This is a genomic window from Klebsiella sp. GL120222-02, assembly GCF_003097195.1.
In the GTDB taxonomy this organism is placed as follows: domain Bacteria; phylum Pseudomonadota; class Gammaproteobacteria; order Enterobacterales; family Enterobacteriaceae; genus Klebsiella; species Klebsiella variicola.
The window spans coordinates 169483-189167 of record NZ_QEQO01000001.1 but is presented as its reverse complement, the minus strand read 5'-3'; the positions used below and the strand labels follow the sequence as shown (position 1 = coordinate 189167).

The following is a 19685-nucleotide window of genomic DNA, read 5'->3' as shown; positions in this document are numbered from 1 at the left end:
AGGCAACCATTAACTCATTGTTTAACATTACACTTAGTATTGTTACCTATGGAAATAGATATCAATACTGCTTGTCGTGCTTAGCTCATCCATGAGCCGTATCCGCTCTCCCTAAATTATGCGCATGCGGCGATCCGCTCATTGAGCGTGGTGCTTATCTTCTCAACCAGCGATGAAATACTTTCCTTGGTTCTCTGATTGCGTTTGATATCAATGTCAAAAGTATCTGTGATTGTACTGGGAAGTCCCCCCAGTAGACATACCCGGTCCGAAAGCATCACGGCTTCTTCAACGCTGTGTGTCACCAGCAGCATCGAGCGTGTATTAATGACCCGCTCTTCCCATAATTCAATCAGATCCTGGCGAAGCTTATTGCCAGTGAAAATATCCAACGCAGAGAATGGTTCATCCATGAGTAAAAGATCCGGCTCAACTGCCAGTGCACGAGCAAACCCGACGCGCTGGCGCATCCCTCCTGAAAGCTCACGCGGGTAGGCTTTTTCATAGCCAGTCAGGCCAATCAAATCCAGCATATCCATTGTTCTTTTATCCACTTCATCAGACGAAAGCCCCTGCGCCTGAAGGCCAAATGCCACACTGTCAAAAACATTTAACCAAGGGAATAACGCAAATGACTGAAAGACCATGCTGGTATTTTTGCCGGGACCGTTGACAGGCAAATCGCAGCACACAATCGTGCCCAAATCAGGTTCGACCAGACCGGCAGCCATTCTCAACAACGTCGATTTACCTGAGCCGGAACGCCCGAGTAATGCAACAATCTCATTCTCTTTGACCTCAAGATTGATATGCTCCAACACCGTGATTTTTTGCTTCCGGTCTTTTTTATAAAATTTGGAGACATTCTTAACTTCCAATACCAAGTTTGAATTTTTCATATTATGTCCTGATAGCGAACTTTTAATTGTTAATCGAATTTGAAACGATTTTCTGCATAGCGATACAGGGGTTGCCAGACGAAAATAATGCACAGCAGCACCATCAAGCACATCGCCAGACATCCTAATGCTTCCTGCGGATTTTGCCCGGCATCGCTGGCGATAGAGATAAAGGCGCCCAGACCATACGTTTGTAGGGTAATTTTTCCCCAGTTTAATACCTCAGCAGCAATCGCAGTATTCCATGCCCCCCCGGCTGCCGAAATAACGCCTGTGACGATATAAGGGAAGACGGCCGGAAGCGTGAATTTAGTCCACCACAGCCATCCGCGAAGATGAAAAATTTTACTCGCCTCAACCATCTGGCTGGGGATCATTGATGTGCCAGCGATGACGTTAAACAGAACATACCATTGTGTACCGAGCATGATCATTGGGATGGTCCAGCTCCCCAAATTCTGGTGCCACGCCACAATCATAAAAGCAATCAACGGATAAAAGACGTTGGCAGGAACCGCAGCGAAAACCTGAATAATTGGCTGGAAAAAACGAACCAGACCGGGCCGTAGACCAATCCAGACACCAAGCGGCGTAAAGATAATGACGCTAAGTACCATGGCGGCAATGACCCGCCCCGCAGTTAACCCCATCCAGCCCGGAAGTGAAGTCAGATACTCCTTAGGAATAAACAACCACAGCTGATGACCGTAGTAAATGCAGCCAACTACGATTGCCAGATACCACAAGCTTGACCACAGCCAGTTCATTTGGCCCAGAATAGCAAACACGCGATGAAGCCGTAATCCATACCAGATTTTTGGTAATACAAACAACCAGATCCGGGAGAACTGTTTACAAACGTGCTCCAGCCCATGTCCAATCATTGAATGACTCAGACAGTGATAGAACCATGAACTGGGTACTTTTCTGTCACTCACATCCTCATATTTAAACTGATGAGCGTAGCGGACTAACGGGCGAAAGAGTAATTGGTCAAAGATGACGATATTAACGATAAGCGCCAATACCCCGCGAATAACACCAGGAACACTACCATCCTGAAGCGCAATACCGATATAAGAACCAACGCCAGGTAAATTTGTACTCCCATTACCTACTGTCAGCATCTCGGAAGCTATCAATGCAAACCAAGCCGCAGACTGCGATACCATCGTATTCCACAGTAACCCGGGAAATGAGTAGATAAACCCCAGCCGCCAGAATTTCTGCCATGGGTTATAGCGGAATGCATCCGCCGCTTCTACCAGTTCGTTAGGCACCACTCTTAGCGTCTGGTACAGCGTCAACATCATATTCCAGGCTTGCGCGGTAAACACGGCAAATATCGCTAAACCCTCAAGCCCCATAACACTATGTGGGTAAAGTCCCAGGAAAAAGGCGGTAGTGAAAGTCAGGAATCCTACTAACGGTACAGACTCCATAAAGTTGACAAAGGGCAAAATAACTCTTCTCATCGGTGCATATTTTGCTGCCAGAACCGCGAAGACAATTGAAAATAGCATTGAGTAAAAAAGCCCGATAACCAGGCGCATAGTGGTGCGCAGCGTATAATAAGGAAGAACATGATAATCCAGTCTAATCACAGGTAAATCACGCCCATTGAATACGCTATGCATCCCCTGCCAACCGTAGATAAATGAAGCAATACTTGCCATAAAAATGAAACAGACGACTACATCATTAAGCCATGAAGTTGTCTTACTTCTGTGTTCTGTCAATGAATACATAATAAGAGTCTCCGCTCATCAATTCACGCACAGAAAATACCATTCACTGGACGCAAATGAATAATTTAAGATGGAATTTAAAACTCCAAACAGCCACAGAGGTACCCCGTTTTATCCGATCCTCTGTGGCGTATTATGAATTAAGGCAGCAGCGTATTTATATAATCTATAACAGCACGCTGTCTTTTTTTTGCTAATTTATGCAAGATACGACTAACGAGACTTTTCCTGCCCGGGAAGGTTTTATGAATGAAGAAAGGTGATGAATTCCGCGGTGGTTGGCAGACATTCGCCAACGCTGAAAAAGGAATAGTGCTATCAACATCAATTAAAAACATATAACGTTTGGTTGTGAGCAACATGCTACACCTCATCTAAGTGCATAAAATGAAAGGTCATTCTCGACAGTTTTAAGGCAACTGTAATGACTACCTCCATTGCATCCACCTAATTTCAATGCAGATAGTCAGCCTGTAGCTAGCCCTCTCGATGGAGGCTCATCAGAAATGTTGAGTGTCATATCATGTCTCCTCATGAAGATACTGGATTAATTAAGCGGTATCTGGATATTATTGATAAGCACACCGCACTACCTCAATGCTAATGTTATAGCGCAATCTCATGTTCCAGGTAAGATTGCTTCCCATCGGGACCGGCAAGCAGCGCCAGCAATTTTTCGCTAGTTTGCCTTGTTATTGATTGTAGAGTAACTGCTCAATGTCCGACTCCTGTTTTAAAGATGTCCTATTATAACTATGCATCCTCATTCGTAAATAAAAGAATCACTTCTGGTTATGAACTGTTTAGCTATGACAAAATAATAATCCATGTATCCAAATAATACGACATGTTCATTTTGATATATATATTTCCATTGTCATTGAATAATGGTTGTCGGCTAAATTTAATTACAGGGATAAACGTAATGACACATGATTTCATCGAATATCGAGGAGATAGAAAAGTTAGGTAAAGTTGAAAATAATCGCACAATATCTTACATAATCAGGCTTTATTGCCCGCGGAAACTATCATACTTTTATCCATCAAGGTATTTTAAAGAGGAAATTAACATGACGGATAAAATAAAGATTTCACGCCGGAACTTCTTGTTAGGATCTGGAGCCATTACGGCCGCAACCTTAGTCACCGCACCAGAAACATTAGCAAAGAATTTAGCGCCCTCCCCCGTAGCTGATAATCTCACCCACCAACAAGAGGAGGTATTATCCAAAAATTATCGTTATCATTTTAGTGGAAAGCTGCCTGATCAAATCCCCGAAGGCTACAATATTCTACTTATCACATCAGATCAGGAGCGTTATTTTGATCCATATCCGTTCCCCGTACCTGGACGTGAGCGCTTAATGGCATCAGGCACCACATTCACTAACCATCATATTTGCAGTAGTGTTTGTACGCCATCGCGCTCGGTGTTATATACCGGTTTACATATGCCAGAAACCAAAATGTTCGATAATCCTGGTTTCCCGTGGATGCCGGATAGCCTTGACCCTGAATTAGGCACCATTGGTAATATCATGAGTGACATGGGCTATTATCCTGCCTATAAAGGGAAATGGCACCTAAGTACTTTAATGGAAGATCCAGTAACCAAAAACACTGATGGAAGTACTGATCTCGGCATGATACCCAGGATCAAACTACATGAAATTATGGAAGGATATGGTTTTCACGACTATACCGGAATTGGTGACATTATTGGGCATAGCCATGGCGGTTATTTATACGATGAACTCACTGCTGCAGAAGCGATAAACTGGTTGAGAGATAAAGGTAGTGAAATGCAATCTAATAATAAGCCGTGGTTTCTGGCAGTCAACCTGGTTAACCCTCACGACACGATGTACATAGATACAGACAGTGACACCGATACAAACCAATGGCACGGCGCTCTGATTCTCAACAGTAACTCTTCAACACCAAATAAAGCACCACAAAATACGATTTATCTGGACTCATGGCCCGAGGTTCCGCTCGCCCCCTCCAGACACCAGGCGTTCAGTGAGCATGGCAGACCACCAGCGCATCTTGAGTATCAACTCTGTAATGGTTTAATGGTTGGAAATATTGCCGATCAGGATCGGCGCTGGCGAATTCTCCAGGATTACTATTTTAACTGCATTCGGGATAACGATACTCATTTGGTCAGGATCCTCGATGAACTAGATGCGTTAAATTTAACGAAAAATACTATCATTGTTTATACCGCCGATCATGGTGAGTTATGTGGCGCTCACCAGATGAACGGCAAAGGTACTTGTACCTATAAAGAGCAAGTTCATGTGCCAATGATAATCAGTCACCCTGCATTTCCTGGTGGCAGAAAATGTTCATCGCTCACTTCCCATGTAGATATCGCTCCCACCCTGGTTGGCTTGACGGGCAAAGCAAACAAAGCCAAAAGCCTTACACTGAAAAACCGTAAAGGATATGACTTTAGTACACTTTTATTTAATCCAGAATCATCTCCCATTGATGCTATAAGAAAAGGCATTTTATATTGCTACGACATGCTGTTATTTTCTGATGCGACCTATATTGGCAATATGTTTAAAATCATTAGAAATGAAACGTTAAGTAAAGAAGAAAAGCAACAACGTTTTTCTGTACTGTCCCCTGACCTCAGAAAAAGAGGTGGCGTCCGGATGATCTTCGATGGACGATATAAGTTTACACGCTATTTTTCATTACAGCAGCACCATACGCCTCAGACCCCGGATGCACTTTTTAGCCTTAATGATATTGAGTTATATGACTTGAAGACGGATCCCCATGAAATGAACAATCTGGCAAATAATCACCAAAACGTATCCCTAATTTTGAGCATGAACGAAAAATTGAATGCATTGTTCTCAAACGAAATCACAGGAAAAGACGACGGAAGCTGGATCCCTCCCCTTCATGGTATCCGCTGGGATCTCGATCCTGAAAGAGTTCGTCGTTTAATAAGAGATTAATTTTAATTGAGATGAAAACATCATGTATCGTCAATGTCATGTTATGGCTAAACCCGGTGGTGCGAAATGCAACATCGATTGTAAATATTGCTTCTATCATGAAAAGCAGTCGTTATATCCACAGCGTAAGCAGCACTGGAAAATGTCAGAAGAGACTCTGGAGGAGTATGTTAAGCAGCACATCGCGGCACAACACTCCCATCCGGTGACGTTCTCCTGGCAAGGCGGTGAGCCCTTGCTCTTAGGGCTTCCCTTTTTTAAGCGGGTTGTCGAACTCTGTCAGCGCTATGGTCAAGGGGTGAAGATAACGCACACGTTGCAGACCAACGGGATACTGCTTAACGAAGAGTGGGCAACCTTTCTCGCACAGCACCGTTTTATGGTTGGGCTCTCTGTTGATGGGCCCGAAACTCTCCACGATCGTTACCGCATCAGTCATTCGGGGAAAGGTAGCCATCGATTTGTGATGAAAGCATTATCGCTGCTGCATCGCTTCCAGGTCGATTTCAATACGCTGACGGTAGTGGGACACCATAATGTCGCCCACGCCGGTGAGGTCTATGAGTTTCTTAGGCATAGTGGTTCACGCTACATGCAATTCATTCCGCTGGTTGAACGAGTGAGTACAGAAGCAAACCCACGACTCAAATTGGTAACACCCGACGAACGGAAAGCGCGTCTGGCCCCATGGTCAGTACCTTCGAAGCAGTACGGCGAGTTTCTGAGTCAGGTATTTGACATCTGGATCCGCCGGGATATTGGCCAGATTGCGGTGCAAATGTTTGATGTCGCCATTGCGGCCTGGACTCGACAACCAGCCGTACTATGCGTTCATGCGGAGACCTGTGGACATGCTTTTGCATTAGAGGCGAATGGCGATCTGTACAATTGCGATCACTATGTCTATCCGCAACATCTTCTTGGTAATATCCATCATGATAGTATTGATGCAATCAATAACAGTGAAGCCGCCATGGCGTTTGGTCTGGCCAAAAAGTTAACCCTCACCGATGACTGCAAAGTCTGTCAGTTTCGCTTTGCCTGTCAGGGGGGCTGTCCAAAACATCGCTTTAGCCGGTCGTCATCAGGCACGGCAGGACATAATTATCTGTGCGCGGGTTATCAGCATTTTTTCAAGCATATTCAGCCCGTTATGAACCTGTGGGCTGCGTTGCTGGCTCGAGGCTGTCCCCCTGCGGCTCTGATACAGTATTTGCGCAAGCAGCATCGATTCTCACTTCGTCGAGCGCGGTAAAGAATTGCTGCAATAGTCGAGAGCGAGTTTCCTTGCGGTGGAACATCACCATTGGAATGGTGAGCGTTTCTATCAACGGTATATAGGCTATCCCGGGCATTGAAATCATACGGGCTGAGGCCGGTGCCACGGTCATTCCGTAACCAGAGGCAATGAGCAGTAGCGCCGAGTCGTACTGCTCTACCTCAATGACTCGCTGAGGTTTCACATCGAGTGAAACCAGTCGTGCCAGTAACTCATCGGCAAGGCTCGGTCTTTTTTGGTTGGTATAAATGATGAATCGTCCCCCGTTAAACGTGGCCAGTGAAACAGCGCAACCGCGTTTGGCCAGGGGATGTGTTTGTGGTAATACGGCGATAAGCTGTTCCTGATACAGCGTGATTTGTTCTATATCATCAGCAACCACATTGATTCGGCCTATACCAATATCAATATGCCCAGCACGTAGCGCTTCCACCTGCTGTATACTGTTCATCTCTACTACCTGAACTTCTACTTCAGGACACAACTGTATGAAACGTCTGACAACGGACGCTAAATGGGCGTGAAAATTGGCTGAGACAAAACCAATTTTGATTACGTTGACTTCCGGATGAAACATGCGCTGCGCGTAGCCTTGCATCTGTTCTGTGCGCTGCAAAATCTCTTTTGCTTGCTGATAAATAAGCGCCCCCGCTACGGTTGTCTTTAATGGCCGGGAACGCCTGTCGATAAGTTCCCCACCCATTTCATTCTCCAGCTCCTGGATCCGCTGGCTTAATGGTGGTTGCGATATACAAAGATGAGCGGCGGCTCTGGAAAATGAGCCTAATTCCACCACGGTGACAAAATACTTTAAACGCCTTAGATCCATCGAGCCCTCCTGGTTGTAAGAAAATGATACAACTCTATATCAAGCTGATATTCTGAAGACCATAATGATATTTCAATAGCGGACTTTTTTAAAACATACTTTGAAGCTCGTTTAATATCAGTATAAATATACGGAAGAGTATTTCAATATGAAAAATAAAATTGCATTAGAGGAACATTTCGCTACTGAGGATACTTTAGAAGACTCCTATGACTCTATCTATCCAGAGAAATGGCATGAAATTAAATATCATATTCAGGCGGTCGGCGAGCAACGTCTACGTCAAATGGATAACGCGGGTATTGAGTTGGCAATAGTGTCATTAAATGCACCTGCTATTCAGCGCATCCACGATCCTGTTCGTGCTATAGAGGTCGCGCATAGAGCCAATGATGCGCTGGCGGAACAGATCGAAAAACATCGCGATCGCTTTCGTGGATTCGCCGCTTTGCCAATGCAAGACCCGGATGCTGCTACGGAAGAAATGACCCGATGTTTTGTGGATTTGGGGTTCGTAGGTGCACTGGTCAACGGTTTTTCTCAACATGAAAGTGAGGATACCGCTCTTTATCTCGACGATGGTCGTTATGATGCGTTCTGGGAGGTGTTTGCCGCCTTCCAGCGCCCTTTTTATCTCCACCCACGTAATCCGCTCCCGTCCCGAGCGCAGGTCTACCAGGGGCATCCCTGGCTACTGGGGTCTGCCTGGGCGTTTGGCGTTGAAACAGCCACTCATGCGTTGCGCCTGATGGGTTCAGGATTGTTTGACCGTCATCCCGATCTCCAGCTCGTTCTGGGTCACCTTGGCGAAGGTTTACCTGCCCTTATCTGGCGAATTGATCATCGGGTTGAGAATGAGCCACGAGGGTATCCGTGCAGCCATTCTTTCCAGCACTACTTTAGCCATAATTTTCACGTAACCACCTCTGGAAATTTCCGCAGCTCCGCTCTGCAAGTTGCTCTTCAGGAACTTGGCATTGAACGCATAATGTTCTCTACGGATTTTCCCTTTGAAGAGATGCAATGGGCATCAGACTGGTTTGATACGCTACCGCTCAGTGAAAATGATAAATTGAAAATATCTCGTCACAATGCGCTGAATTTATTTAATCTTCCTCACTAATTAAAAGCCTATGAGGTCTGCGTCAGACCTCATTTTAAGTGCGTCTGTTAAAAATTTATTGAATTAATATGTCATACCATGAGATTCACGCGACTTAGGTTTAAAGGATGAACGATGTCAATGATTCGACTGACCGGAGTATTTTTACTTCCCGGGTTATTATTGGGATGTGGCGATCTGGATCAAATTGACATTCATCCGGAACTGAGGACGACGTTGATTGAACGCCCGCGCCTGGAGGTCGAACAGTGTTTGGGTAAGGCTGCGAAAGTGCATCAGTTGCATTTAGTCCACAGCGGGATTCTTCCCGACAATACCGATAAATTGTTGCTCCAGGGAATTCAGCAAAAGAATATTGCTGAAGTTGAGATCAGTGCGAGGGGAAACGATGTAACAGCAGTTGATTTTTATTACCTGCCACACAGCGTAAACCGTTTTGATGACATTGAAGCAATACTTGCGGCATGCAAAAGGTAACGGCAATCGAATTAATTATGAAACTACTCATCCACTCTATCCTGCTCTCCGCACTTTGTCTCTACGCCACTCAGGTCATGGCCTTTCAGAGCACATCGCCAGAGCTGCCTTTTTCTACTGAACAGCCAGTACGTTCGGAGCAACAGATCCAGCAATATGTCTACTCAGAACAACATGAGCCGTTACAGACAACACCGCTGGGAAACTGTCACGCCAGCCCAGTTCCGGGTTGTAACTATCCCTCTGAAGCAGAGAAGGAATAAAGCGATCATCGTCCGGACGGCTAACCGGCGGTGCTCTTACTGTAACGTCTTCATAGTAATTGGGTGAGTCGTCGGCGGCATATCGTATTTTCCATGTGTGATACCTGTGCCGTTACGCTCAGCCAGCAGAGGGCGGAAATTGATGGCCGTTTTGCTAGTTTCTGCCTCAACCAACGTCTTCCCTTGTATCTCACTATTGGTCGTGTTTTGCGTATCTCAGCGGGCTGGCCTGGCGCCAGCCCGCTCGGTTTACAGCACCTTGCTGAGGAACGCGGCGGTGCGTGGGTTGCTCGGCGCGCTAAAGATCTGCCCCGGCTTGCCCTCTTCCTGAATCACGCCCTGGTCGATGAAGATCACCCGGTCGGCTACTTCGCGGGCAAAGCCCATTTCGTGAGTCACGATCACCATGGTCATCCCCTCGCTGGCGAGGTTTTTCATCACCTCCAGCACGTCGCCCACCAACTCCGGATCCAGCGCCGACGTGGGCTCATCGAACAGCATAATCGACGGCTTCATCGCCAGCGCACGGGCGATGGCTACCCGCTGCTGCTGGCCGCCGGACAGGCTCGAGGGCCAGGCGTCGCGCTTATCGCTTAAGCCCACCTTCGCCAGCAAGGCGTCCGCCAGGTCGACCGCCTGCTGGCGCGGCATATTGCGCAGATTCATCGGCGCCATAATCAGGTTTTCCAGCACCGTCATATGCGGGAACAGGTTAAAGCGCTGGAACACCATGCCGACGCTTTCGCGCATCTTGTTGAGGTCGGTGGTCCGGTCGTGGGCGGCAAAGCCGTTAACCACCACCTCGCCTTCGCTGACCGTTTCCAGGGCGTTCATGCAGCGCAGGAAGGTACTTTTTCCCGAGCCGGACGGGCCGATGATGCACACCACTTCCTGCGGTTTAATATCGCAGCTAATGCCGCGCAGCACGTGGCTGTCGCCGAAGCGCTTATGTAAGTTATTAATGTGAATCACTTTTGCCAAACCTCTTTTCCAGACGGTTAACCAGCTGCGCCAGCAGGAAGGTGATCACCCAGTAGACCAGAGAGATGGTCAGGTAGGGTTCCCAGTAGGTGGCGTAGGCGCCGGAGACGGTGCGCGCGGCGTAGGCCAGATCGGCCAGGCCAATCGCCGAGGCCAGCGACGAGTCTTTGACAATGGCGATGGCGTTGTTGCCCAGCGGCGGCAGAATGCGGCGAAACGCCTGCGGCAGGATCACCTTGCGCATGGTTTTCCACCACGGCATGCCCAGCGCGCGGGAGGCCTCCATCTGCCCTTTGTCGATCGACTGGATGCCGGCGCGGAAAATCTCCGACACATAGGCTCCGGCGTTAAGGGTGATCGCCACGATGCAGGAGAGGAACGCCCCGTAGCTGGCGCGCAGCTCGCGGGCAAAGTCAGCGCTCATCAGGCCGCCGGTTACCAGCAGGCCGTCGCGCGGGTTGATAAACAGCGGCACCAGCGCAAAGTGCACCACCATAATCTGCACAAACAGCGGCGTACCGCGGAAGGCGCTAACGTAAAAACGCACCGGAAACTGCACCAGGTAGCGGAGAATATATTTCCATGGCCCGTGCTCGGCCTTCGCCATCCGCCCGAGACCGAGAGTTAACCCCCACAGCGTCCCGAGGATCACGCAGATAATGGTACATTTAATCGTCATCAGGGCGCCGTCCACAAACAGCGGGCCGTACTCCTCGATGATCTCCCAACGGAATCCCGTCATAGTCCTTCCCTAAAAAATACGGCTATCGCCTGGGCGATAGCCGTGGTCACTGAAAAAGGTGGATTATTGCGCTGGCAGCGTCGGCACGTTGTCGTCGAACCAGGTTTTATAGATTTTGGCGTAAGTCCCGTCAGCAACAATCTTTTGCAGCCCGGCGTTGATCTTGCCCAGCAGTTCGTTGTTGCCTTTCGCCACCGCAATACCGAAATACTGACGCTCAAATTTGGCATCCGGCACCAGCTTGAACTGCTTCTCCGGGTGCTGTTTGATGTAGTACTTCACCACCCCGACGTCGCCCACCGCGGCGCTGACGCCGTCCTCAAACAGCTCCTGGAGCATCAGCGGGGTATTATCGAAACGCTTGATCGCGGTGCTGTTTTTGCCCAGCACCTCAGAAACCACGATATCGCCGGTGCTGGAGTTCACCACCCCGACCTTCTCGTTTTTCAGGGCCGCCAGCGAATCAACCTGCGAGTCCTGGGCGACGACGATAGACTGCTCGGCCGGGAAGTACGGCGCGGAGAAATCGACCATCTGTTTGCGTTTATCGGTGATGGTGATCCCGGAGATGATGATATCGCGGTCGCCGGTGTTCAGCGTGGCGAAGATGCCTTCCCATGGGGTATTGACCAGCTTGACGTCAAAGCCTTCGGCTTTAGCGATGGCTTTGATGATGTCGATGTCGAAACCTTCCAGCTGTTTCTGGCTGTTTTCAAATTCAAACGGCCGGTAGGTGCCGCCGGAACCGACGGTATAGGTTTCCGCAGCCGCCTGTCCGGCTGCCGTCAGCGCGGCCATCATGAAACACGCCTTGAGCAAATTCTTGACCATGAGATTTCCTTTTTATGCATTTATTTTGCATAAAAATACACACACTGACTTTTATATGCAACCGGAAACCTTCCCGCTGGTGAATTATCTCTTCAACTGCCCCGTTTACCGCCGGATTTACCGATGGCCCGGTGCAGGTCGTTGATTCGTTTCAGGGATTTCACCGTTTTTTGTGGCGTGGTGGAGGCCACCGACAGGACAATCATCTCCAGGCAGACCAGCACCGTGCCGTGCAGCGGCATCCGGCTGCTGTCCCCGCCGCGCGGGACGTCGATCACCACCTGCGCCTCCTGGCTGAAGCGCGAGTCCACCGCCTGGGTCAGCAGGATGGTCGGAATACCCAGCCGCTTCGCCTCGCGCAGGGTGGTCATCCCTTCGCGATGGGGGGATTTTTGCCCCATCATGATCAGCACATCGCCGCGCTGCAGGCCGATAAGCTGCTCGGCGAGGCTGAAGCCCGTGCGGTTCATCACATACGCCGGCAGGCCAATGCGGCTGAACAGCCGGGCGGTGTACTCGGCGAGGATCCCCGAGGCGCCGATGCCAAAGATCCCTACCTGTCGCGCGTCGCTGAGCAACGCCACCGCCTGAGCCACCGCCGCGCGGTTGTCGGCCCGCGACAGGACCTCGCACACCCGCTGATGGCCTTCAAGCACAAAATCAATACTGGAGTTGACGTCGCTGGAGAGCGCCGTGACCGTCGAGCGCATCTTTTCCGCCGAGGTGACCGAGGTGCCGAACCAGCGCTCCATGGTCTGCTTAAGCTCGCGCAGCCCGGCGAAACCCAGCGCCTGGATGGCGCGTACCACCGTGGCGTCGGAGGTCTGGGTCGCCGTGGCGATCTCCATCGCCGTATGCTCCAACACCACCTCGCGGTTGTCGTTAATATAGCTGACCACGGCCCGTAGCCGGGGGGAAAGCTGGTGCGCCCGGGCGCGATAGCGTTCGCCGAACAGATCGACTTTGCCCTTCTCTTTTTTTACCGCGCTTTTCATTTGGCCTCCGCCGGGATCGGCCTGCCGGCAATATGCGACTGCACCTGGGCCACCATCAGAGACAGCGCGGCGTAGGAGTTAGAGATCACCTCTTCCCGCGGCAGCAAAATATAGTGCCCGGTGCGGCAGGCACGCAAAAAGTCACACCAGCCGGGCATCACACCTTCCATCGCCTGCAGCTCATCCTGCGGCTTACCGCCGGTATCCGACCGCCAGGTGGCGAAGACAAAATCGGCGTCCAGCTCCGGCAACTGTTCAGCGCTGACATCAATGCGCTGACCGTCGGGGATCCGCTCAATCAGCGGCGGAAAGCGGAACCCGGCGTCGCGCAGCACCCGGCCCAGCGCATGATACGAATGATGCACCGTGACCTTGCCGTTGTTCGCCTGGATCACGGAGACGCTGTACTGCGGTGGGTTGACCATCGCTTTCAGCTGTTTGATTTGTTCCTGATAGCGGCGCTCAAGGATCGCCAGCCGCGGCTGGGTGCCGGTCAGCTGCGCCAGCTTGCGGTAAATCTCCGGGGCGCTACCCTGCAGATGGTCGATGCTCACCGTCGGGGCAATCTTCTCCAGTTGCTCCACTGACACATGGCGGCTGGGCTCGGTGATAATCAGATCCGGCTTTGCGGCGGCTACCGCTTCCAGATCGATATCGGCGGTGCCAATAAAGCGGATATCACTGTTGTCGAAATCGACACCGGTGAGCTGGGCGCTGGCGCGCAGATAGTGGCTGCCGTCCGGGCGCGTCCGGCCGTGGCTGGCGATCGGCGGCACCCCGAGCTCAATCAACGGAATGGTAATATCGAGATCGTGCATCGAAACAATGCGCTGCGGATGCAGCAGGACGGTGACCGTGCGGCCTAAATCATCGGTGAAAGTTTGAGTTTGTGGGGCGGCGGCGCTGACGGCCCCCGTCAGCAACAGCAGCAATGAGACGAACCAACGCATACTACCTTCCTGGTTAAAGGGCATCACGGCGACGCCAGAGCAAGACAACAAAGAATGGGCAGCCCACCAGGGCAATGACAATCCCCGCCGGGATCTGCAGCGGCGCAAACGCCAGCCGGCCAAGGGTATCGGTTACCAGCACCAGCAAGGCGCCAATCAGCGCGCTGCCGCACAGCAGCGATACCTGACCGCCGCGCAGCACGAAACGCGCCATATGCGGCGCCATCAGGCCCACAAAGCCCAGGCTGCCGACGCAGGAGACGCTGGCCGAGGTCAGCAGCACCGGCGCGAAAAAGCGCAGCATCGTCAGCTGCTGCAGACGTACGCCGAGGCCGATGGCGGTCCGGTCGCCCAGCAGCGCCACGTCCGCCGCCCGGGCGGTACAGAACAGGATGATGGCCCCGGGCAGCGCCCAGCAAAAGGCCACCGCCAGCAGCGGCCAGGTGGCGGCCTGCAGGCTGCCCGCCAGCCAGATCATCGCCGTCTGCACGTCGCGAACGTCGGCGGTGGTCATAAAGATGCCGACCGCTGCCGCCAGAGTCCAGGAGACGCCGATGCCAATTAAAATAAAGCGCGGCCGCGAACAGTCGCGCGCCAGCGTCAGGACCAGCAAGGCCACCGCCACGCCGCCGACCATTCCCGCCAGCGGCCGCCAGACCAGGCCTACCGCCGGGAAAAACAGCACCAGCGCCAGCACCACGATGCTGGCCCCCTCTTTGACGCCAATCAGCCCCGGGTCGGCCAGCCCGTTACGGGTGATGCTCTGCATCGCCGCGCCGGCCAGCCCCAGCATGGCCCCGCACAGCAGCGCCATCAGGATCCGCGGCAGGCGGATATCAAACAGAATAAAGCGCGGCTGCTCGCCCATATCCTGCGGCGCCAGCAGGGCCCGCGCCAGCGTCGACGCGGGCAACGGAAAGCTGCCGCGGCTGAGGCTGTACAGCCCGAGCGCCAGCAGCATCAGCATCATGATGGCGGCAATGTTGAGCGCCGCCGGGCGCAGCAGCAACTGGCGGGAGGCGATAACCAGCGGCCGAAAACCGGCCCGGTGAACGGCGCGCGTCATTTAAAAAACCTCGCGGCGATAAAGATAAACAGCGGCGCGCCCACCAGGGCGGTCATCGCCCCGGTCGCCAGCTCCTGCGGCGCGATCAGCGTCCGGGCGGCGATGTCAGCCAGCACCAGCACCAGCGCCCCCACCGGCGCCGCCAGGGGCAGCGCCAGACGGATATCTTCCGTCACCAGACGGCGCACCACGTGCGGCACCACCAGCCCGACAAAGCCGATCGGCCCGGCCACCGCCACCGCCGCGCCGCACAGCAGCGCAATCGCCAGCAGACCCAGCAGCCTCGTCTGGACGAGATTAATGCCAAGGCCCAGCGCCACCTTATCCCCCAGCGCCAGCACATTAAGCCGTGGGGCAATGAGCAGCGCGACGCCAAGGCCGATCAGCGCCGGAACCAGCGCCGTCTGCAGCGTGCTCCAGTTCAGTCCGGCCAGGTCGCCGGCCAGCCAGGTACGCATCGCCAGCAGCGTCTGTTCATCGAGGATCAATATCGCCGCCGTCACCGCCGACGCAAACGCTGACAGCGCCACTCCGCACAACGTGATGCGCAGCGGCGTCGCCCCGCCGCGCCCGGCAGAGGCCAGCGCCATCACGCCACCGAACAGCAGCCCCGCGCCGCAGGCGGCGGTCAGCGGGCGCCCGGCGGGGAAAGCGCCGAGAGACAGGCCCAGCGCAGAGGTCGCCACCACCGCCAGCGAAGCGCCGGCGTTAAGGCCAAGAATATGCGGCTCGCCAAGTGGGTTACGGATCACCGTCTGCAGCAGCAGCCCGGCGACGCCGAGCGCCGCGCCGGTCAGCAGCGCTGCCGCCAGCCGCACCAGGCGCAGATCGACGATGATTCGCTGGTCGAAGTTGCGCGGATTGTACTCCAGCAGCGCCTGCAGCACCGTCTGTGGGGCTATCCAGCGGGCGCCTAAGCCAAGATGCACCAGCGAGGCGGCGATAAGCAGCAGCGTTAGCAGCAAGAGCGCCAGTCGGGGGCGGGCATGACGCCGCGCGGCGTACATAACGGCGGCGCTCATGCTTCAACGGCCTGGCGGGCGCGAAACGGCATAAAGAACGGTTTGCCGGTTTGCGGGTTAATCGACATCTGCACGTCAACGTCAAACACGCGTTTAATCAGCTCAGGGCTACAGACATCGTTGTCGCTAATCATGCCGGCGATGCGCCCCTGTTTGAGGAATACCAGCAGATCGGCGTAGTTCACGGCAAAGTTGAGGTCATGGAGCACCGTCACCACCGTGCGGCCATGTTCGCGGGTGAGAGTCTGGAGCAGCTCGAGGATATCGACCTGATAGCGCAGATCGAGCCAGGTGGTCGGCTCATCGAGCAGAATGGTGGCCGTTTGCTGGGCCAGCGCCATGGCGATCCAGCAGCGCTGACGCTGGCCGCCGGAGAGGCTGTCCACCGGCAGATGGGCGAATTCGGCGGTACCGGTTAAGCGCAGCGCCTCCTCCACCGCCAGCTCATCGGCCTCGGACCACTGGCGCATCAGCCCTTGCCATGGGTAGCGCCCGCGCGAGACCAGCTCGAAAACCGTTAACCCTTCCGGGGTCAGCGGCGATTGCGGGAGGATGCCCAGCTGGCGCGAGACGGCTTTCGTCGGCATCTGGTGAATGGCTTGCCCGTCCAGACGCACGCAGCCGCCGAGCGGTTTCAGCATTCTGGCGATGGTCGAGAGCAGCGTGGATTTACCGGAGCCGTTCGCCCCGGCCAGCACCGTCATTTTGCCGGTGGGAATGGTCAGGTTGATATCGTCAACGATCAGGGTCTGGCCGTATCCGGCCGACAGGGCATCCAGTACGATCCCCTGCTCTGCAGGTTTCACCCGCTGTGGCATAACTCGCTCCTGCGCCGCAGCGTTCCAGCCATCGCTGAACAATCTGCAGTCAAACAAAAATAAATCTCATTCTCTTTTGATCATGACGGGGATAGATGTAGTAGTCAATACTCGCCATCGTCATCCGTCCGTCGCGAGCACTACAGCGAGGTTGCGCAACAGTAAAACCAATAAAATCATTTAATATCAATAAAATAACAACACACCACCTCATTGAAAAGACGTGATGACCCCGCCATTTCCCACCGCCAATTTTTTATCTTACATAACATTTACTACTACATCTCTTCATGATTGAATGATTCTCAATTACACATCTGAAGGCGCGTTCAGACGCTAAACAGAGTGCTTTTATTATTCAGGGCAATGATTTTATTGGCTTAATCTGACCGCAAAGGCAGATTCGTTCACGAGAAACAGATAATGACTCAACCCCATGTCGCCTGCAGAGCGTTGCAAGGGCGCGCGCTTTTTTCGCTTCTTTTTTTAGCCTCACCGGGATTAATGGCCGCCGACAATAGCGCGGCGAAAAGTAATAACGACGCGGAAGAGACCATCACCGTGGTGGCCGACGGCGCGCAGCAGAGCGCCACCAGCGGCTATCAGCCACTCAGCTCCGCCACCGCGACGCTGACCTCGATGCCGCTGCTGGATATTCCGCAGGTGGTTAATACCGTCAGCGATCGGGTTCTCGAAGATCAGCACGCCACCTCACTCGATGAGGCGCTGTATAACGTCGCTAACGTGGTGCAGACCAACACCCTCGGCGGTACCCAGGACGCCTTTACCCGCCGCGGCTTCGGCGCCAACCGCGACGGCTCGATCATGACCAACGGTCTGCGCACCGTGCTGCCACGCAGTTTTAACGCCGCCACCGAACGGGTGGAAGTCCTGAAGGGGCCAGCTTCGACGCTGTACGGTATCCTCGACCCCGGCGGGCTGATCAACGTCATCACCAAACGGCCGGAGCGGCAGTTCTCTGGTTCGGTTTCCGCGACGTCCACCAGCTTTGGCGGCGGTACCGGCAGCTTCGACGTCACCGGCCCCATCGAAGGCACGAATCTGGCGTACCGGCTGATTGGGGAATACCAGAATGAGGATTACTGGCGCAATTTTGGTAAAAACAAAAGCAGCTTTATCGCCCCTTCCCTGACCTGGTTTGGTGAACGGGCGACGGTGACCGCGTCCTATTCGCACCGCGACTACAGCGCGCCTTTTGACCGCGGCACTATTTTCGATCTGAATACCGGCCATGCGGTGAACGTCGATCGCAAAACCCGCTTCGATGAAGCGTTTAATATTACCGATGGCTATTCCGATCTCGCTCAGCTTAACGCCGAGTATCGCCTTAACGACGCCTGGACCGCGCGCTTCGACTACAGCTACAGCCAGGATAATTACAACGATAACCAGGCGCGGGTGGTGGCCTATGATTCGGCGACCGGCAACCTCACCCGCCGGGTCGACGGTACCCACGGTTCAACGCAGAAGATGCACTCCACCCGCGCCGACCTGCAGGGCAACGTGGTGGTAGGCGGTTTTTATAACGAACTGCTGACCGGCGTCGCCTATGAGAATTACGATCTGTTGCGCACCGATATGCTGCGCTGCAAGAACGTGAAAGGCTTTAACATCTATCATCCGGTCTACGGCACCCTCGACACCTGTAATACCGTCTCCGCCTCCGACAGCGATCAGCGTATCCAGCAGGAGAGCTATGCCGCATACGTGCAGGACGCGCTGTACCTGACTGACAACTGGATCGCCGTCGCTGGCGTGCGCTACCAGTACTACACCCAGTACGCCGGTAAAGGCCGACCGTTTAACGTCAATACCGACAGCCGCGATGAGAAATGGACGCCGAAAGCCGGCCTGGTCTACAAGGTGACGCCGAACGTCTCCCTGTTCGCCAACGTCGCCCAGTCGTTTATGCCACAGTCATCGATCGCCAGCTATATCGGCGAACTGCCGCCGGAAGAGTCCACCTCTTACGAAGTGGGCGCCAAATTCGACCTGTTAAACGGCATTACCGCCAATATCGCGCTGTTTGATATTCATAAGCGTAACGTGCTGTACACCGAGAGCATTGGTGATGAGACGGTGGCCAAAACGGCGGGCAAGGTGCGTTCCCAGGGCGTGGAAGTGGATCTGGCGGGGTCCATCACCGATAACCTCAGCGTGATCGCCAGCTACGGCTACACCGACGCCAAAGTGCTGGAAGATCCGGATTACGCCGGGAAACCGCTGCCAAACGTACCGAAACATACCGGTTCGCTGTTCCTGACCTATGACATTCATAACGTCTATAACAGCAACACCCTGACCGTCGGCGGCGGCGGCCATGCGGTCAGCAAGCGCTCCGGCACCAACGGCGCGGATTATTATCTGCAGGGCTATGCGGTGGCGGATGTGTTCGCCGCCTATAAGATGAAGCTGCAGTATCCGGTGACGCTGCAGGTGAATGTGAAGAACCTGTTTGATAAGACCTATTACACCTCCTCGATCGGCACCAATAATCTCGGCAACCAGATTGGCGACCCGCGCGAAGTGCAGTTCACGGTGAAGATGGATTTTTAAGCCGGACCATGGCGTCGCGCCGGATGTTCATTGCCGGGCGGCGCTGCGCTTGCGCCGGCCTACAACTGCATAGCCTGGGGTCCTTCCCCTTCCTGTCGAGTTCG

16 protein-coding genes and 1 pseudogene are annotated in these 19685 nt (G+C 53.2%); 6 read left to right on the top strand and 11 right to left on the bottom strand.

The features are described 5' to 3' along the window. Positions 1 to 116: 116 nt before the first annotated feature. Together N438_RS00880 and N438_RS00875 are read right to left on the bottom strand one after the other, a co-directional pair. The gene (locus tag N438_RS00880) at positions 117 to 899 is read right to left on the bottom strand and encodes an ABC transporter ATP-binding protein (protein WP_023340323.1); all 783 of its coding nucleotides are present in this window, start codon (positions 897 to 899) and stop codon (positions 117 to 119) included. A 29-nt stretch (positions 900 to 928) separates the two neighbouring features. Beyond that, a complete protein-coding gene (locus N438_RS00875; RefSeq protein ID WP_032735847.1) occupies positions 929 to 2647 on the bottom strand; it encodes an ABC transporter permease subunit in 1719 nt (572 codons plus the stop codon). Between the two features lie 1067 nt (positions 2648 to 3714). On the opposite strand from N438_RS00875, the gene N438_RS00870 reads away from it, so the two are divergent. Then, positions 3715 to 5628 (top strand): sulfatase-like hydrolase/transferase, encoded by a 1914-nt coding sequence (locus tag N438_RS00870; protein ID WP_089503841.1) that lies wholly within the window; start codon positions 3715 to 3717, stop codon positions 5626 to 5628. 22 nt (positions 5629 to 5650) lie between these two features. Beyond that, entirely contained in the window at positions 5651 to 6883 is a 1233-nt protein-coding gene (locus tag N438_RS00865; protein WP_023322811.1) for an anaerobic sulfatase maturase, read from the top strand. On the opposite strand, the gene N438_RS00860 is transcribed toward N438_RS00865, so the two are convergent. Next, positions 6780 to 7736, bottom strand: coding sequence for a LysR family transcriptional regulator (locus tag N438_RS00860; protein ID WP_049010292.1), 957 nt, complete (start codon positions 7734 to 7736; stop codon positions 6780 to 6782). The two genes, N438_RS00865 and N438_RS00860, sit on opposite strands and share 104 nt — an antisense overlap. A gap of 148 nt (positions 7737 to 7884) precedes the next feature. On the opposite strand from N438_RS00860, the gene N438_RS00855 reads away from it, so the two are divergent. The 3 genes from N438_RS00855 (at position 7885) to N438_RS27440 (ending at position 9599) form a co-directional block, all read left to right on the top strand. Continuing rightward, positions 7885 to 8859, top strand: a complete 975-nt coding sequence (locus N438_RS00855) for an amidohydrolase family protein (RefSeq protein ID WP_023322813.1) — start codon at positions 7885 to 7887, stop codon at positions 8857 to 8859. A 114-nt stretch (positions 8860 to 8973) separates the two neighbouring features. After that, positions 8974 to 9336 (top strand): hypothetical protein, encoded by a 363-nt coding sequence (locus tag N438_RS00850; protein ID WP_032735853.1) that lies wholly within the window; start codon positions 8974 to 8976, stop codon positions 9334 to 9336. Then, positions 9324 to 9599 (top strand): hypothetical protein, encoded by a 276-nt coding sequence (locus N438_RS27440; protein ID WP_131028782.1) that lies wholly within the window; start codon positions 9324 to 9326, stop codon positions 9597 to 9599. The genes N438_RS00850 and N438_RS27440 overlap by 13 nt, the downstream gene beginning before the upstream one ends. 249 nt (positions 9600 to 9848) lie before the next feature. Here N438_RS27440 and N438_RS00845 read toward each other — a convergent pair whose 3' ends face one another. The 8 genes and pseudogenes from N438_RS00845 to N438_RS00810 form a co-directional block, all read right to left on the bottom strand. Further along, on the bottom strand, positions 9849 to 10571 hold the full coding sequence (locus N438_RS00845) for an amino acid ABC transporter ATP-binding protein (RefSeq protein WP_012967953.1): 723 nt from the start codon (positions 10569 to 10571) through the stop codon (positions 9849 to 9851). Then, on the bottom strand, positions 10558 to 11322 hold the full coding sequence (locus tag N438_RS00840) for an amino acid ABC transporter permease (RefSeq protein WP_008804505.1): 765 nt from the start codon (positions 11320 to 11322) through the stop codon (positions 10558 to 10560). The genes N438_RS00845 and N438_RS00840 overlap by 14 nt, the downstream gene beginning before the upstream one ends. Before the next feature lie 63 nt (positions 11323 to 11385). Then, positions 11386 to 12153, bottom strand: coding sequence for a basic amino acid ABC transporter substrate-binding protein (locus N438_RS00835; protein WP_114500145.1), 768 nt, complete (start codon positions 12151 to 12153; stop codon positions 11386 to 11388). Between the two features lie 92 nt (positions 12154 to 12245). Then, positions 12246 to 13179, bottom strand: a pseudogene (locus tag N438_RS00830) (MurR/RpiR family transcriptional regulator). Continuing rightward, positions 13145 to 14122: an iron-siderophore ABC transporter substrate-binding protein gene (locus N438_RS00825; protein WP_165818787.1), complete on the bottom strand. Its 978-nt coding sequence runs from the start codon at positions 14120 to 14122 to the stop codon at positions 13145 to 13147. The pseudogene N438_RS00830 and the gene N438_RS00825 overlap by 35 nt, the downstream one beginning before the upstream one ends. Further along, positions 14112 to 15164, bottom strand: a complete 1053-nt coding sequence (locus tag N438_RS00820; RefSeq protein WP_008804502.1) for an iron ABC transporter permease — start codon at positions 15162 to 15164, stop codon at positions 14112 to 14114. The genes N438_RS00825 and N438_RS00820 overlap by 11 nt, the downstream gene beginning before the upstream one ends. Beyond that, a complete protein-coding gene (locus tag N438_RS00815) occupies positions 15161 to 16186 on the bottom strand; it encodes an iron ABC transporter permease (RefSeq protein WP_032741108.1) in 1026 nt (341 codons plus the stop codon). The genes N438_RS00820 and N438_RS00815 overlap by 4 nt, the downstream gene beginning before the upstream one ends. Beyond that, a complete protein-coding gene (locus tag N438_RS00810; RefSeq protein WP_032741109.1) occupies positions 16183 to 17004 on the bottom strand; it encodes an ABC transporter ATP-binding protein in 822 nt (273 codons plus the stop codon). Before N438_RS00810 ends, N438_RS00815 begins: the two co-directional genes overlap by 4 nt. A 504-nt stretch (positions 17005 to 17508) precedes the next feature. Here N438_RS00810 and N438_RS00805 point away from each other — a divergent pair. After that, positions 17509 to 19581 carry a TonB-dependent siderophore receptor gene (locus N438_RS00805; RefSeq protein WP_072123058.1) on the top strand — a complete coding sequence of 691 codons (2073 nt, stop codon included), beginning with the start codon at positions 17509 to 17511 and terminating at the stop codon, positions 19579 to 19581. Positions 19582 to 19685 lie beyond the last annotated feature (104 nt).